Consider the following 15,968-nt stretch of genomic DNA (forward strand, 5'->3'; position numbering starts at 1 on the left):
GGCATAAATGTCATTTGAACACCAGAGAGAGAAACCTTACCTTTATGTGATAATGATCACGAGGCAAACAATGAAGAAAATTCTCTCACTCGCCGTTCCGTTAATTATCTCGCAGATGATCTCAATGGCGTTGGTTCTAACCGACGTTTGGATGATGTCACGCCTGAGTGTGTCAGCCCTTGCAGCAGGTGGTTTGGGTGCCTCTATCTACTCTTTTGTTTTTATCATCGCGGGTAGCAGCGTCGGCTGCGTCGCTAACTTAGTCGCCATCGCCTATGGTCAGCGTGTAGCGCGCCCCGAGTTCGGCAATCAACAAATTCGCCTTGCGATTAAAGGCGCCGTTTTGCTGTCCTTTATCCTGAGTGTGATTCTAAGCCTCTGCTTTGCTTTTGTGCCACAGTTGCTGGCTGCGACAAAACAACCGAGCGAACTGGTTGCACCTGCGATGGAGTATGTCAACGCTTTGAAATGGGCCATGTTGCCTTCTCTATTGCTGTTAGTATTGCGAGGATTGACCAGCGCTTTTGGCAATGTTCGCTCCATCATGGTGATGTCACTTCTGACTGTCACGCTTAATGTTCCGATTAGCTACGTACTCGCATTTAGCCTAGATTTAGGTCTGACTGGGCTTGGCGCTGGCACCGCATTGGCAGCGTTGATCGTCACCATTGGTTACGGCGCATGGGTGTTTAAACGTCCGGAATATCTCTCTTTTGCCCCTTGGCACAACCGCGAGGAGTATTCTTGGTCTTTATTGACGCCACTGCTCGCGATGGGACTGCCTATTGCAATGGCAGCGCTACTTGAACATGGTTTGATTTATGGCGGAACATTGATGGCGGGAACGATCAGTATTGCTGCGCTCGCGCTGCATCAGATTTTACTGCAATGTTTAAGCTTTACTTGGAATATTAATTTCGGTTTCTCACAAGCGGCGGCTATTTTGGTCGGGCAAGATTTTGGGGCCGAAAACTATCAGGGAATTAAGCAAACCGCACTTCGCAGCTTCGGTATTACCACACTGCTGAGTGTTGTTCTTGCTGGTGGTTTTATCTTATGGCCAGAGGTGATCGCACACTTTTTCAACCTCGATAGTGAACTCAGTACACTGCTCAATCTCGTTCTGTGGGTTGTTGCTCTGTCATTTATTGTTGATGCTTGGCAGTTGCTAGCGATTAACCTATTACGTGGAATGAAGATTGTAATGAGACCAACACTATTAACCGCCATCGGTTATTGGTTGTTTGGTTTGCCTGCCGCTTGGCTACTGATGCCCGGCTACCAACTCACAGGCATCTGGGCTGGAATTGGGATTGGTCTCGGCGTTACGGGAGTCTTGCTGTTAGTGCAGTTATTGATAGCTATCCGTAAGCAGCGCAGTGGCAATTTGGTCAGTGTGGCATCACACTGACTGCGCGCGACTTCTAAAATGGACTTTAGCCGGCAGAACCCGCGTTTCCGATCGACGATCCGGTGTTTGTATTAACGCTCGGCTGGTCTCAAACAGCGTCTGGGCAATAAGCTGACAGTCCTGCTCGACCGAGTGAATGTGGAACGGTAGACAATCTAAAATATCGTAGTTGTCAAAGGTTGCGAGGCGAATGTCCGCTTGCAGCATGTTGTGCTCCGTGAGATAACGCAATACCCCTTCAAGCAGTGAATAAGACGCAGTGAAAATCGCTTGGGGCGGTCTGGCTAATTCTTGGAACGCCTGAGCCAGCATTTGATAGCCCGATTGCGGCTGATAATCTTGGCTAAAGACATGAGCCGCTTTAAACTCTAAACCCGCGCCTTTCAATCCAGCTTGGTAACCAGTGAAACGATCAATACTCGGTGACAACTCAAGTTGCCCACCAATATAAATACACTCGTCGACGCCCTGAACAAGCTTTTCCACCACCTGTTGAGTTGCGGCGGCAGCGTCTGTTGTCACACTGGATAATGTCGTTCCTTTTATCACTCGGTCAAACAGAATCACTGGCGTATTTTGCCCGATTTGCTCTAAATAGCTTGGATCTGTCATCGAACTGGCAACCAATAGTAGATCGACTTGTCTCGCGATTAAGCTCTGGATCGCCGCCATTTCGGTCTCAAGATCGTCATCCGATGAAGCAATTAACAGTTGATAGCCCGCCGCGCGACAATAAGTCTCAAGGTGTTTCGCAATGGTCGCAAAACCCATGTTAGTCAAATCTGGGATAACTAAACCTGCGGTGTAGGTCTGTTTAGACTTCAATGCCCGAGCGTAACTACTGGGCGAGTAGTTATTCGCCTTCGCAATAGCTTGCACTTTTTTGACGGTTTCTTCATTAATGCGATGCTTTTGGGCATGACCGTTGAGCACAAAACTAACCGTAGACTTGGAAACGCCTGCAAGCTCTGCGATATCTGCTAGCTTAACCTTTTTTATTGTCATTATTTTCCTGCGTTATCGCTCGTTATTTGGGTAATGATGGCGTTGCTCTTCTGCATTATTCTACTGCCATTAGGCAAGAATTCTAATGCTTTAAAAACTCAATAGCGCGTCCGCTGCAAACCAAATTAAAAAAGATCGCTTTGGATCACAACTTGTCGCTCGCTCAGAGATTATAGCGTCGATCTTGTAGCAGGCTAAACCGTTTTAGCTCTATAATTAGCTTATTGTTATTGAACATTAGAGGCAACCACATGAACAAAGTTTGGGTTACTGGCGACGCAGTCGTCGACTTAATTCCACAGTCACCATCGACTTATTTAAAATGTCCGGGGGGTGCGCCAGCAAATGTTGCGGTCGCAGTCGCAAGGCTCAGTGGGCAGAGCGCCTTTTTTGGTCGTGTGGGGCAAGACCCACTTGGGCGCTTCATGCAACAAACTCTGCGTGAAGAAAACGTCGATACACAGTTTATGTTACTCGACGACGCGCAACGCACTTCGACGGTGATCGTTGATTTAGATGACAATGGTGAACGCAGTTTTACTTTCATGGTTAAACCCAGCGCTGATCAATTTTTGGTTGAACAAGACATTCCACCTTTTAAAACTGGTCAGTGGCTACATGTCTGTTCAATCGCACTGGCTAATGAACCAAGCCGAAGCACGACACTAGAAGCCATGCGTCGCATCAAGTCAGCGGGCGGCTATGTCAGCTTTGACCCAAATCTGCGTGAAGAAGTCTGGGCTGAGCCACAGCAGTTAAAGTCGGTTGTGCATCAAGCGATTGAACTGGCTGATGTGATTAAGTTTTCTGACGATGAACTGATGTACCTTACTGATACTCATTCATTAGACGCTGGGCTTGCGGCTATCGAACCGTACCGCAACACCTTAGTGCTTGTCACTCAAGGAGCTAAAGGCGCATTGGTTGTGTACAACAACACCCAGCGCCTGATCTCAGGCCAACCAGTCAAGCCGGTTGATACCACAGGTGCTGGCGATGCCTTTGTAGGCGGCTTGCTGGCGCAATTGTCTCAATCCGACGAGTGGAAAAACGACGCAACAATCGAATTGGCCGTTCAATGGGCCAACGGCTGCGGTGCGTTAGCGACCACACAAAAAGGCGCAATGACAGCACTGCCAACTCAAGCAGAGCTCAAAGCTTATATTTAACCGCTCAGCAAAAGCCCCACGAATAATCTGGGGCTCATTGACGGTTGCATTCATGCTGGTTGTAAAGATCTAATTACTAGATTAAAGGTTAAGGTGTAACTCTTTTAACCAAATTGCCGCCTCAACGTTACAGGCAATAATCTCTTGTTCATTGACGCCGAGTTGGTGGCGAATGTGTTCTATTTCTTGCCATTGTGAGGCTTCAATTGACTGACTTAGAGCCAATAGTTCACCTAACATACCTTCACCTTGCAGTAGCGCCTGTTTAATGCTGCTATCAAGTTTAATCTTATTTAACGCGGTTTTAAGATCAACGTCGAGAATCGCATCGATCAACGATAATAATCCACACAAATAAGCGCTGTTGACTAACTCAGGCCCCTTAAGGTAAGCCATCATCAATTGAAACATCTTCGCTCGATGAAGTGACAGCAAGTAGAGGGCACTCGGCTTACCTGGTGCAAATGAAGAGATCACAGCGTAGGAGGCGAACTTCTTCAGTTTGTCTTCACCCAAATACGCTACCGCTTGTTTGAGCGACTTTATCGGCGTATTGAGAGCGCTGCACGCGTTGACAAAATTGAGTAATTGATGAGAGAGCACCGGATTGCGCGAGACAATAACACTGACTTCATCAAAATCAATTTTCGGCTCGGCCAAACATTGGGTTAAGCGGACCAGATCATTAAATGAGGTATTAATTTTTCGGTTCTTGATTATCTCGGGCTTAGTAAAAAAGTAACCCTGAAACAATTCAAAGCCAAAATCTTTAGCACGTTGAAATTCTTGATTCGTTTCGACTTTTTCAGCTAAAAAGCAGATATCGTGATCAACCAGTTTATCCATTAATCCTCGTGCCTTGAGCAATGAAGTTTGCTGGATATCAATCTTAATGATATCAACTAGTGGATAGAAACGATGCCAATCTGAGCTCTCAATATGATCATCAAGTGCGATGGTATATCCCGCTTGCTTTAGCTCAATTAATGCAGCAAACAATTTGTCATCTGGTGCGCAGGTTTCAAGCACCTCGACAACCAGCGCATCGCTTGGAAAATCGAATGGAATTCCCTCAATCAAGCAGTCATAGCTGAAATTGACAAACCCTCGGCACTCGCCAAGAACTTTTGACTGGTAACCCAACAACTGCTCAGCGAGAAGCTTTCTGGTGGCTTGGCTGCTACTGATGTCGACGGGAAAAGCGTTTTTTTCTCCATCACGATACAAAAGCTCAAACGCAATTAACTCTTGCTGCTGATCTAATATTGGCTGGCGCGCGACAAATGAGAACGCGATATTCTCTTGGTCGACAGGCTTGTGTAAGCGGGCTGTTGCCATAAGACCCTTTACCTCTTAAATTCACACCACTGGCAAAGAAAATGGCTCAGTGGATTTATTGATAGCTCGAATTTGAGCGATTCTCGGTACACCTATCAATGAAATCCCTGTTGAAGATGGTTCAACAAATACTCTCGAGGTCATGACCGCTTCTCCCTCGTTGACAAACACTTCTATTGATGAAGTATCGGCCAAGATACGCAGTTGAACACGATCACTGGCTAAATGCAATTCACGTAATTTGTCACCCGTTCTGTTTAACGTTTGCGAGCGATCTAACACTAAAAGCCGACTTTTGACTTGTGCTTCGAGGGTAAGCTGTTGATTATCTCCGGCAAACAGACAAAGTTTATCGCCCCACTCTAGCTCAATGGTCATATCAAATGCGTTGTTCACTAATCGGTGACGTTTCTCGCTGAGCAAAATCGTTTGGGCTGGTTGGTATAATCGCTCTATCTCCTTTGCAGGCCATTGAATAAGCTTACCTCGCTTTAAGGTTAGCTCCCGCATTGCGGTAAGTTGGTGTAACCAACCACTTTCTACTGACGGCTGGTCAATTTCATCTGGTAACCCCATCCAGGCACACATTATACGTCGTCCATCTGGCGTCAATAACGTCTGAGGTGCATAAAAATCAAAACCATGATCGAGATGCTCAAACTCCGTCAGGCTAAAGTGAGTATCATTATCCCACTTAGCCTTAGCAATGCCATTGTGATGAGGAACATGATGGTGCTTTGAAGGAGAGTCAATACCTTGAGGACCAATGACAACCATGGTTTGCCCGTCCAGTTCGAACATATCTGGACACTCCCACATATAGCCAAACGACCCGAACTCATCGCCATATAGGCCATCAAACTGCCATTGATGTAAGTCATCTGAGCGATATACGGCCAAACGACCATTGAGTGCAGAGGTTTGAGCACCGAGTAGCATCATCCACTGGTCATGGTTTCGTAGCACTTTTGGATCGCGAATGTGCGCCGTAACTCCTAAAGGAGGGGCATCAATCACCGGACCAAGTTTCGTAAACTGACGGCCATCGGTTGATGTAGCTAAACATTGAGTGGTGTGTCGCTCTCTCTGCTGACCAATACGCACATTGCCTGTATAAAATAGCATCAGTTCACCATTGTGACTCAGCGCATGACCGGAAAAAACACCATGAGAGTCAAACCAATCTGATGGTGTCAACGCCACTGACTGCCAATGCCAATTAACTAAATCTAAACTGGTTAAGTGCACCCAATGTTTATCTTTGTGCTCGCACGCGTATGGGTACCATTGGTAGAAAAGATGGTACTCACCATTATGGTAGATAAAACCATTCGGATCATTTAGGAGGCCTTGTGGTGGGGAAACATGCCAGTTAGGTCGGTACGGGCACGCCTGCGCTGGTAAACAAGGAGCCAAATGCTTTCGCTGTTGAGATTCAATAAGACGCCCGATCGATAACAGTTCATCAGCCCCAACGGTATTGGGCCGAATAAAAGTGACCTGATCCTCACCTAATACATTCTCAAGTAATACAATCGATTCACTATCGCTAACTAAGCGGTAATCTCGCACTGTAAAAATCAATGTGTCTTGCGGCGCTAATACGCGCTGAATATTGCTTATACCACCACAGATAGAAATATATCGTTCAACAGACATTGCCACTCACCTAAAAAATTGGGAACGTTTGCAAAAATACTCTATCTGTTTTTCAACTACAAGCTAAAACCACATCCTGCTCTTCAGTCTCGCGATCAAACCAACAAAAAAAACCTGACACATTGGTCAGGTTTTACTCAACATTAAAGGAGTACTCAGCACGTCTCGCGGTTAATATTTTGGAAAGTGAGAACGACTTTACTCATCACAGCAGGAGTACCATCAATGAGGTCCAATAGTATCTTAGCAGCACTTTCTCCTGCTTTATCAAAGGCATAATTAAATGTAGAAAGACCTGGCGAGTTGATGTAACCGAGCTCGTCATTGCCCACTCCCAACACTTTAACGCCTTGTCCAACATCAATATCCGCTTCTTTGAGAGCTTTGATAGCCCCGACCGCGATTCTATCTGTGGCACAAAACACACCGTCTACTTGCGGGTAATCTTCAAGTAGACGCCTCATATTGGCATAACCCGACTCGATACTGAATTCACCATGACAATGGAATAGTAGATCGCACTTCCCTTCCATTTCTAACGCTTGTTTAAGGCCTTCAGAGCGAAGCTTATCGACGGCTAAATCTTCGTCGTTGACACCAATAAAACCAATCTGACGACATCCAGCCGCCAACAAACGATTACCCGCTTCAAAACCGACCCTTAGGTCATCATGGACAATACTGGGGATATTAAACAACGACCCATCTTGGCCAACCAAGACGACCGGGGCTTGAGATTGATTAATGGCTTTGACTAATGCTTTGTCAATATGCGTTGCGTATAAGACAATTCCTTCAACACGCTTCTGATTAAATAATTGAATATATTGAATTTCTTTGTCATCTGATTGTTGAGTGCTGGCGAGGAGCACTTGTTTGTTAGCGTACTCAAAGATTCGACTTAGGCCATCGACACCTTGCGCTGTTGCGTGCGACGAAACACGTGGAACGATGACTCCGACCAAATTTGTTTTTTGTGATTTAAGATCCTTGGCAACTTGGTTGACCACATAGCCCACTTCCTCTACCGCCTTCATTACTTTGACTTTGGTCGCCTTTTTAACCCCATATTCATCGTTGATAACGCGAGAAACGGTCGATTTTGACACGCCTGCCAATTTAGCCACATCGTGTAAACTAGCCATAGTAGACTCATGATAAGTTATTGGGATTGTTTGCAAAAATAGCATATCCCTCAACAAAATCCACTTTGCTCAAACGGTTTAGCAAAAAAGATTAGCAGATCAATCTCACATAATTTCCCACTATTCTTTGACTGAATAGCGAGATTGGCGAAAAATCAATCTTGCAAACGTTCCCAACAAAATAAGAGCGTTAATCATCTAACATAATTAAACCTAACAACTGGGGTTTGGAATGAACTATCCAATAATTGCAAAAGAGCTGCTAGCGCTGCTTGGAGGTAAAGATAACCTTCAAGCGCTTGCCCACTGTGCGACACGTTTACGTCTTGCGCTTAAAGATGACAGTATTGTCGATGAAGATGCGATCAGCGATCTAGACGGTGTTAAAGGCCAATTTAAAGTGGCAGGTCAATATCAGATTATTTTTGGTTCTGGCATCGTCAATCAAGTTCACGCCGAAATGGCAAAGCTGACTGGCATGAGTGACATGTCGACTAACGATGTCGCAAGCGCTGGAGCACAAAAACAAAACATAGTCCAACGCGCGGTGAAAGGTCTGTCTGATATTTTCGTACCTATCATTCCTGCGATCGTTGCCGGTGGTCTGTTAATGGGTATCTTTAACCTATTAACCGCGCAAGGCTTATTTATTGACGGTCAATCGCTAATCGAGGCAAATCCTGGCCTAGCCGACCTCGCAAGTATGATTAACACTTTTGCAAACGCACCTTTTGTCTACTTGCCTGTGCTACTGGCGTTCTCAGCCAGTAAAAAATTTGGCGGTAATCCATTCCTAGGGGCTGCACTGGGTATGTTAATGGTTCACCCAGACTTACTTAATGGCTGGGGATTTGGTGGCGCAAGCGTTGCTGGCACCATTCCAACCTGGAACATTTTCGGTTTTGAGATCCAGAAAGTCGGTTATCAAGGTTCGGTTCTACCAGTACTCGTTTCTGCTTTCATCTTAGCGAAAGTCGAAAATGGTCTGCGTACGTTTATCCCTTCTGTGCTCGATAACCTGCTTACTCCAATGCTGGCAATTTTTATCGCCGGTTTTCTCACTTTTACGCTTGTAGGCCCTATTACTCGTGATATCGGTTTCCTACTTGGCGACGGCTTGAGCTGGTTGTATGACTCAGCAGGCTTTGTCGGTGGTGCGCTGTTTGGTTTTATCTACGCACCTTTCGTGATCACTGGTATGCACCATAGTTTTATTGCTATCGAAACACAGCTATTGGCTGATATCGCTGTCACGGGCGGTACGTTTATCTTCCCGATTGCAGCTATGTCGAACGTTGCTCAAGGTGCTGCTGCTCTCGCGGTTGCTTTCACCACCAAAGACACCAAACTAAAAGGAATTGCAATGCCTTCCGGAGTCACTGCCCTACTTGGTATCACTGAGCCTGCAATGTTCGGGGTTAACTTAAAACTTCGTTATCCATTTATTGCCGCTATCATTGGCGCGGCTTCAGCGAGTGCATTTATCACCCTATTTAATGTTAAAGCCCAAGCGCTCGGCGCAGCAGGTCTACCTGGTGTAATTTCCATAACTCCAGACAAAATTGCCTATTATGTCGCTGGCATGGCGATTTCATTCGCTGTCGCGTTTGGCCTAACCTTAGTATTCGGTGCTCGTGAACGAGTGAAAGCGAGTAAAGCGGCGACTGCATAACGGCACAGAAAAACTTCCCCCTCGTCGAAACATCGTTTTGACTCCTGCCCCACCTTTTGGTGGGGCTTTTTTTGGTTCATCGCGGATTCAGGTAAAAGTCTCAAAATCGAGCCAGATACCAATTAACAAGAACAAATTAACAAGAAAATAAATAAAAAAACCCGCTAAAGAGCGGGTCACTGGTACAACTAAAACCAATAAATTGACAAGAATATAATTAAACCCCGACTTAAGAAAATAAATCTAATACGATCAATTAACTAAAAACTATGGATTATTAGTTCAAAAACATTTAGATTCTCGGGATACAAAAGAAACTTACACATCACATTAAAATAAATCAAAGAAATTTATTTTAATGAAACACAACCATGAATCATGTCACGTTTAATTGGCTATTAGATGATAGATAAGATAATAAAACTTATAACTGAAAGTAAGCATGACACAGGTGGTATCAAACTCCTTTCTCAGGAAATGGGCATAAAGTATAGCACCCTTTACAGTTTGTATTCTGGCAAGAACAATAACCCCACCATTGAAACCGTTGGAAAGATTTGTGATTACTACAACATCACCTTTTCTGATCTCTCCGATGCAACAGAAGTCCCGCATCGTTTTGACACCCTGAACGCAGAAATCATCGCACTTTCTCAACGTCATGATATTGATATATTCATTACAAACAATAACTTAATTGATAATTTACCCAAATGCAGCCAGCTGATTTTTGAAAAATTTGTCTCACCTTTGAAAAACAAAAATCACTATATTTGCACCACAGAATCAGATGGTATTGTATTAAGAAAAGCGATTAAAGAAGACAATAAAGTCATATTAATATCTTCAAATCGGATTATTCACGAAAATGACAAACCAATAATGCAACTTAAGAATGTCAAAATTTAAATTATTTAAAATCAGAAAGAAAGAATCACAACTATATTCTATCGATGGATTAGTTGGCTTTATTGATAAAGAGATGTTTAGACACGCCCACATCGATAAACACGACATCAAGCTTCATCGTGGCAAGTATTTCATCTCAGACAAACGTATTCATACAATAAATATTAAGGAAAAGACCATAGAAATGGAAATTTCAGATATTCCTGTCACGGTAACGATGAAAAGCCTACTTCGTCCTGCGATCAGGCAGAAGCTAAAAATCAGTAACGAAAATTTTGTCGCTATTTATCGCCAAATGGAGCAATAAGTAATGAACGTACTAGAAAAATCGACCATGCTTGCAACTCTTGGGCTGTTCTGCTTCCTAACTGCGTCGAATATGGCCTCTGCCAAAGCGGTCGAGTTCTTTGGTATCCATCTTACGGCTGGTTTTTTTACTTATCCTTTCGTTTATCTGTTCTCTTCTGTGATTATGGCGACGCGTCCACCTGACGTCTATTTCAAGTGCATTACTTTTGCCTATTTCGCTTATCTGTCGTTCATCAGCCTTATGTACATTGCGGCAACCTTACCGGGTGTCAACGCGGAATCGAATTACAACCAGAGCTTTGATCTCGTCTACAACCTTAGTAACTACCGAGTTTACTTGGCATCACTTTGCGCCTACTTCGTCTCTATGCTCTCGTTTGGCGTGCTATTTAACTCTCTCAAAATTGACAGTGTTGCCACCAAAATCACTCTGGCTACGTTTTTTGTCGCGCTGGCCGATGTGAATCTGTTTCTCTTGTTGGCTTTCTGGGGGGTTAAAGATAGCAATCTACTCTTCGATATCATGTTTTGGGCCAGCATTAAAAAATTGGTTGCACAGCTTATATTGCTTGGACCAACCATCTTAGTCATTAACCTGATCAGGAACCGAAATGAGTACTGTGTTTCAAATTAGCGATTGTCATTTAAGTGATGAGTCTAGTTTTTATAACCTTAACAAGGCACTAATTCACGCAAATGCGGATGAGACTTGTGACACGATATTGTTGACTGGCGATATCTGTTGTAATCCGAAGCCAGGTGATTACAACAAGCTGCTGATTTTTATTGCCCGCCAAATCGAGAATAAAAAGGTGTTCGCAATCGCTGGTAACCACGATGACCTTGCTTTAATGAAAACAGAGCTCAAAGGATCATTGATTCGAGTCGTCGATAAATGCCGAATTGCTGGGCGCAACTTTATTTTCCTCGATTCAAGTCATAAAAACATCGACTCAAGACACCCGCTTGGCTCAGGCAGGGTCGACAACCGCGGTATCGCCCATCTAAAAAAACAGGTCCGTAAAATGACGCAACCGATTGTTGTTGTTCATCACCCGGTCATCCGTGTTGGCTCCGAATGGATGCAAGCCATCTGTTTGGAGAACGACCACAAAATATTCAATATTCTTAAACGTTCAGGTGTCACAGACGTGATTTGTGGTCACGGTCATGACTACATTACCTGTACCAAAGAGGGGGTAACGCAATATATGGCACCAGCGACCTCTTATGGATTTGATCATTCAATTGCTCAATACAACAGAAATGATCATATCGGCATGAACAAAATTACGCTTTCAAAACAAACAATAACTGTAAATAAGGTTGTACTATGAGGTTAAACTTGGTTCTTGATATTTCAAAAGCCGTCATCGCGATGTATGTGGGTTTATTCTGCGTACTGGTTAGCTATAACAATATGATTGACTACAATACCAACTTCCAATTTGTAGAACATGTTCTAGCGATGGATCAAATGAAGTCATTCTTCACCGGTGACAATTTGTATGGACGTGCGATCACCTCTCCAACGCTTCACTCTATGTTTTACCATTTGATTATCGCCCTTGAGTTTTTAGCCGGTGCTTTGTGTGTAATCGGTGCCGTTATCATGTTTTTCAAACGTGAAAGCGTAGGGTTTTCCAAAGGTCAGGCTTTTTATGTGTTGGGAGCGACTGTCGCACTGGGTGTTTGGTACTTCGGTTTCGGCGTGATCGGGGCAGAATGGTTTTCTATGTGGGCCAATTCGTGGAACGGTCAAATGAAGGCCTATACTTTTGCTATCTTCATCATATTGACTTTGATTTACGTCTTAATGCCTAGGCCAAACAACGACTAAAGACAGTATGTTGCAATAAAAAAAACCTGCCGATTTGGCAGGTTTTTTAGTCTAAAGCAGTGCGTTTATCGCGTGACCTTAGTCGCGCAATGCAGCGCCAAATTTTTCAGACACGTGAGCAACAATAGCATCGACCGCACCAGCGATGTCTGCATCTTCTAGCGTACGCTCAACTGACTGTAACGTCAGTGCGATCGCTAAGCTCTTCTTACCGTCTTCAACGCCTTTACCAACGTAAACGTCGAACAGTTTCGCGCCTTTTAGGAATTCGCCACCTTGCTCAAGACACGCTGCAACGATGTCGCCACAAGCAACTGCTTCATCAACAACCACTGCGATGTCACGACGGTTTGATGGGAACTTAGACAGCTGTACCGCTTCTGGAATCACTTTAGTGTTGATTGCTGACCATTCCACTTCGAACACGATAGTACGGCCATTGAGACCAAACTTACGCTCAAGCTCTGGGTGAACCGTACCGATCACACCAACTTGCTTACCATCAACGATGATAGCCGCTGATTGACCAGGATGAAGCGCAGGGTTCGCCGCTTTTTCTTCAGCAGAAAGTGCGGCAAATGAGTAAGCCGCTTCGTTTGCTGTTAGCTCAAGAACCGCCTCAAGGTCGCCTTTAAGGTCAAAGAAATCAACTGTGTTGGTTTCAATGTCCCAGTGCTCTTCGCTGCGAGTACCAGCGATAACACCCGCAAGCATAGGCTCTTGGCGCATACCGTTTTCAGCCGACTCACAAGGGATGAAACGTAGACCGTATTCGAATAGACGAACACGTGGCTGCTGACGTTTCTGGTTGTGAACCACAGTGTTTAATAGACCTTGGATTAGGCCTAGGCGCATTGCTGACATATCCGCAGAGATTGGGAATGGCAGGATTAGTGGCTCAACACCTGGAACAACCAGTTTTTGCTGCTCTGGTTCAACGAAGCTATAAGTGATCGCTTCTTGATAACCACGGTCAACCAGTAGGTTGCGAACGCGTTTTAGCGGAATGTTCGCTTCAACGTGGTCATGCATCTTAAGTGCAGCTGCTGGACTTTGGTTAGGAATGTTATCGTAACCGTAGATGCGACCGACTTCTTCAATGAGGTCTTGCTCGATAGCAATGTCAAAACGCCATGTTGGCGCAGTCGCTGTCCAACCTGCCTCGGTTGTTTCAACCGTTAGGCCAAGACGCTCTAGGATTTCAACAACATCGCTGTCTGCAATGTGGTGACCTAGTAGGCTGTCTAGCTTAGTGCGACGAAGCGCAACTGTGTTTGCTTTTGGTAGGTCAGCTTCAGACTCTACTGCAACAACAGGTGCTACTTCACCGCCACAGATCTCAACAAGAAGCTCTGTTGCACGCTCCATTGCGCTCGTTTGTAGGGCGAAATCGACACCACGCTCAAAACGCATTGAAGAATCCGTGTGTAGACCGTAGCTACGGGCGCGGCCACGGATGTGATCTGGGGCGAAGAATGCACACTCAAGTAGTACGTCTTTCGTCTCAGAGGTTACACCAGACTCTTCACCACCAAAGATACCGGCGATAGCCAGTGCTTTATTGTGGTCAGCGACAACTAGAGTATCTGCGTTTAGCTCAGCTTCGTTGCCGTCTAGAAGAGTGATCTTCTCGCCCTGCTCTGCCATACGAACCACGATGCCGCCTTCAATCTTAGCAAGATCAAATGCGTGCATTGGCTGGCCTTGCTCTAGAAGAACAAAGTTAGTGATATCAACCACTGGGTCGATAGAGCGAATACCACAGCGGCGCAGTTTTTCTTGCATCCAAAGTGGTGTTTCAGCTTGTACATTAACGTTCTTAACCACGCGACCAAGGTAACGTGGACATGCTGCAGTCGCTTTCACTTCGATAGAAACAGTGTCGTCGATAGCTGGTGCTACTGCGTTTACCGCAGGCTCAGTGACGTCAGCACGGTTTAGAACGCCAACTTCACGCGCCATACCACGGATACTAAAACAGTCCGCGCGGTTCGCTGTTAAGTCTACGTCCACGGTGACATCGTCAAGACCTAGGAATTCGCGGAAATCAGTACCGATTGCTGCGTCTTGTGCTAGCTCCATGATGCCATCAGATTCAACGTCGATACCTAGCTCAGAGAATGAACACAGCATGCCGTGAGATGGTTGACCACGTAGTTTGGCTTTCTTAATTTTGAAGTCACCTGGAAGAACCGCGCCCACTGTTGCAACGGCAACCTTAATGCCAAGACGACAGTTAGAAGCGCCACAAACGATGTCGAGAAGTTCTTCGCCGCCGATATCTACTTTTGTTACACGCAGTTTATCAGCATCTGGATGTTGACCACACTCAACCACTTTACCAACTTTAACGCCAGTGAAAGAGCCAGCAACTGGTAGTACGTCGTCTACTTCTAGACCCGCCATTGTGATTTGGTGTGTAAGCTCGTCAGTCGATACCGCAGGGTTTACCCACTCACGAAGCCATGATTCGCTAAATTTCATAGTGATGTATCCCTTGGATTACTTGAACTGTTTTAGGAAACGAAGGTCGTTCTCGAAGAACGCACGAAGATCGTTTACGCCGTAACGAAGCATAGTTAGGCGCTCAACGCCCATACCAAATGCAAAACCAGAGTATTTCTCAGGATCGATACCTACGCTGCGAAGTACGTTCGGGTGAACCATGCCACAACCTAAAACTTCAAGCCATTTGCCGTTTTTACCTTTTACATCCACTTCTGCTGAAGGCTCAGTGAATGGGAAGTAAGAAGGACGGAAGCGAACTTCAACTTCTTCTTCAAAGAAGTTACATAGGAAGTCGTGCAGGATACCTTTTAGCTGAGCAAAGTTTACGTTTTCGTCAACCAGCATGCCTTCCACTTGGTGGAACATTGGCGTGTGCGTTTGGTCGTAGTCGTTACGGTAAACACGGCCCGGCGCGATAAAACGAAATGGCGGTTTGCCATTTTCCATCGTACGGATCTGAACACCAGACGTGTGTGTACGTAGCATTAGATCTGGATTAAAGAAGAAGGTGTCGTGATCAGTACGTGCTGGGTGATCTTCTGCGATATTTAGTGCATCAAAATTGTGAAATGCATCTTCAATCTCAGGACCAGATTCAGTGTTAAAGCCTAACTCACCAAAGAACTGTTCAATTCGCTCAACAGTACGAGTAACAGGGTGCAGACCACCGTTCTCGATACGACGTCCTGGCAGAGTAACGTCGATAGTTTCTGCGGCTAGCTTCGCTTCAAGCTCTGCACGCTGTAGTGCATCTTTACGCGCAGCAATAGCTTGCTGAACCACACCCTTCGCTTTATTGATCTCTTGACCAGCTTCACGGCGCTCTTCTGGTGGTAGTTTACCTAGGCTCTGAAGTTGAGTCGTTAGCTCACCTTTCTTACCTAGATACTGAACACGCACTTCATCAAGTGCGACTAACGAACTGGCCGCTTGAATCGCAGCATTCGCGTTAGCAATGATCTCTTCTAGATGTTGCATCGTTTCCTCATCTACCTATACCTAC

At 45.2% G+C, this 15,968-nt stretch carries 14 protein-coding genes; 8 read left to right on the forward strand and 6 right to left on the reverse strand.

The features are described from left to right. The first annotated feature begins 70 nt into the window (after positions 1-70). Positions 71-1,411, forward strand: a complete 1,341-nt coding sequence (locus BS19_RS07595; protein ID WP_038174413.1) for an MATE family efflux transporter — start codon at positions 71-73, stop codon at positions 1,409-1,411. On the opposite strand, the gene BS19_RS07600 is transcribed toward BS19_RS07595, so the two are convergent. After that, the gene (locus tag BS19_RS07600) at positions 1,403-2,416 is read right to left on the reverse strand and encodes a substrate-binding domain-containing protein (protein WP_038174414.1); all 1,014 of its coding nucleotides are present in this window, start codon (positions 2,414-2,416) and stop codon (positions 1,403-1,405) included. The two genes, BS19_RS07595 and BS19_RS07600, sit on opposite strands and share 9 nt — an antisense overlap. 251 nt (positions 2,417-2,667) lie before the next feature. On the opposite strand from BS19_RS07600, the gene BS19_RS07605 reads away from it, so the two are divergent. Next, on the forward strand, positions 2,668-3,585 hold the full coding sequence (locus BS19_RS07605) for an aminoimidazole riboside kinase (RefSeq protein ID WP_038174415.1): 918 nt from the start codon (positions 2,668-2,670) through the stop codon (positions 3,583-3,585). A gap of 81 nt (positions 3,586-3,666) precedes the next feature. On the opposite strand, the gene BS19_RS07610 is transcribed toward BS19_RS07605, so the two are convergent. From BS19_RS07610 to BS19_RS07620, 3 genes are all read right to left on the reverse strand, one after another. Further along, positions 3,667-4,923: an EAL and HDOD domain-containing protein gene (locus BS19_RS07610; RefSeq protein WP_084185948.1), complete on the reverse strand. Its 1,257-nt coding sequence runs from the start codon at positions 4,921-4,923 to the stop codon at positions 3,667-3,669. 21 nt (positions 4,924-4,944) lie between these two features. Continuing rightward, complete coding sequence (locus tag BS19_RS07615; protein WP_038174417.1) at positions 4,945-6,582, reverse strand: glycoside hydrolase family 32 protein; 1,638 nt, start codon at positions 6,580-6,582, stop codon at positions 4,945-4,947. Positions 6,583-6,737: 155 nt separating this feature from the next. After that, positions 6,738-7,727, reverse strand: a complete 990-nt coding sequence (locus BS19_RS07620; protein ID WP_038174418.1) for a LacI family DNA-binding transcriptional regulator — start codon at positions 7,725-7,727, stop codon at positions 6,738-6,740. Between the two features lie 232 nt (positions 7,728-7,959). Here BS19_RS07620 and BS19_RS07625 point away from each other — a divergent pair, with 232 nt between their 5' ends. The 6 genes from BS19_RS07625 (at position 7,960) to BS19_RS07650 (ending at position 12,457) form a co-directional block, all read left to right on the forward strand. Continuing rightward, entirely contained in the window at positions 7,960-9,399 is a 1,440-nt protein-coding gene (locus BS19_RS07625) for a sucrose-specific PTS transporter subunit IIBC (protein WP_038174420.1), read from the forward strand. A 402-nt stretch (positions 9,400-9,801) separates the two neighbouring features. After that, on the forward strand, positions 9,802-10,308 hold the full coding sequence (locus tag BS19_RS07630) for a helix-turn-helix domain-containing protein (protein WP_038174421.1): 507 nt from the start codon (positions 9,802-9,804) through the stop codon (positions 10,306-10,308). Further along, positions 10,295-10,615 carry a hypothetical protein gene (locus BS19_RS07635; RefSeq protein ID WP_038174422.1) on the forward strand — a complete coding sequence of 107 codons (321 nt, stop codon included), beginning with the start codon at positions 10,295-10,297 and terminating at the stop codon, positions 10,613-10,615. Before BS19_RS07630 ends, BS19_RS07635 begins: the two co-directional genes overlap by 14 nt. A 3-nt stretch (positions 10,616-10,618) precedes the next feature. Beyond that, positions 10,619-11,251, forward strand: coding sequence for a queuosine precursor transporter (locus BS19_RS07640; RefSeq protein WP_038174423.1), 633 nt, complete (start codon positions 10,619-10,621; stop codon positions 11,249-11,251). Then, positions 11,229-11,954, forward strand: a complete 726-nt coding sequence (locus BS19_RS07645) for a metallophosphoesterase family protein (RefSeq protein ID WP_038174424.1) — start codon at positions 11,229-11,231, stop codon at positions 11,952-11,954. The genes BS19_RS07640 and BS19_RS07645 overlap by 23 nt, the downstream gene beginning before the upstream one ends. Further along, positions 11,951-12,457 (forward strand): DUF2165 family protein, encoded by a 507-nt coding sequence (locus BS19_RS07650; RefSeq protein ID WP_038174425.1) that lies wholly within the window; start codon positions 11,951-11,953, stop codon positions 12,455-12,457. Before BS19_RS07645 ends, BS19_RS07650 begins: the two co-directional genes overlap by 4 nt. Before the next feature lie 78 nt (positions 12,458-12,535). Here the strand turns inward: BS19_RS07650 and pheT are convergent, their stop codons facing one another. Next, entirely contained in the window at positions 12,536-14,941 is a 2,406-nt protein-coding gene (gene pheT, locus BS19_RS07655) for a phenylalanine--tRNA ligase subunit beta (protein ID WP_038174426.1), read from the reverse strand. An 18-nt stretch (positions 14,942-14,959) separates the two neighbouring features. Next, complete coding sequence (pheS, locus tag BS19_RS07660) at positions 14,960-15,943, reverse strand: phenylalanine--tRNA ligase subunit alpha (RefSeq protein ID WP_038174427.1); 984 nt, start codon at positions 15,941-15,943, stop codon at positions 14,960-14,962. Between the last annotated feature and the right edge of the window lie 25 nt (positions 15,944-15,968).

The organism is Vibrio pacinii DSM 19139, assembly GCF_000711795.1.
Taxonomy (GTDB): Bacteria; Pseudomonadota; Gammaproteobacteria; order Enterobacterales; family Vibrionaceae; genus Vibrio; species Vibrio pacinii.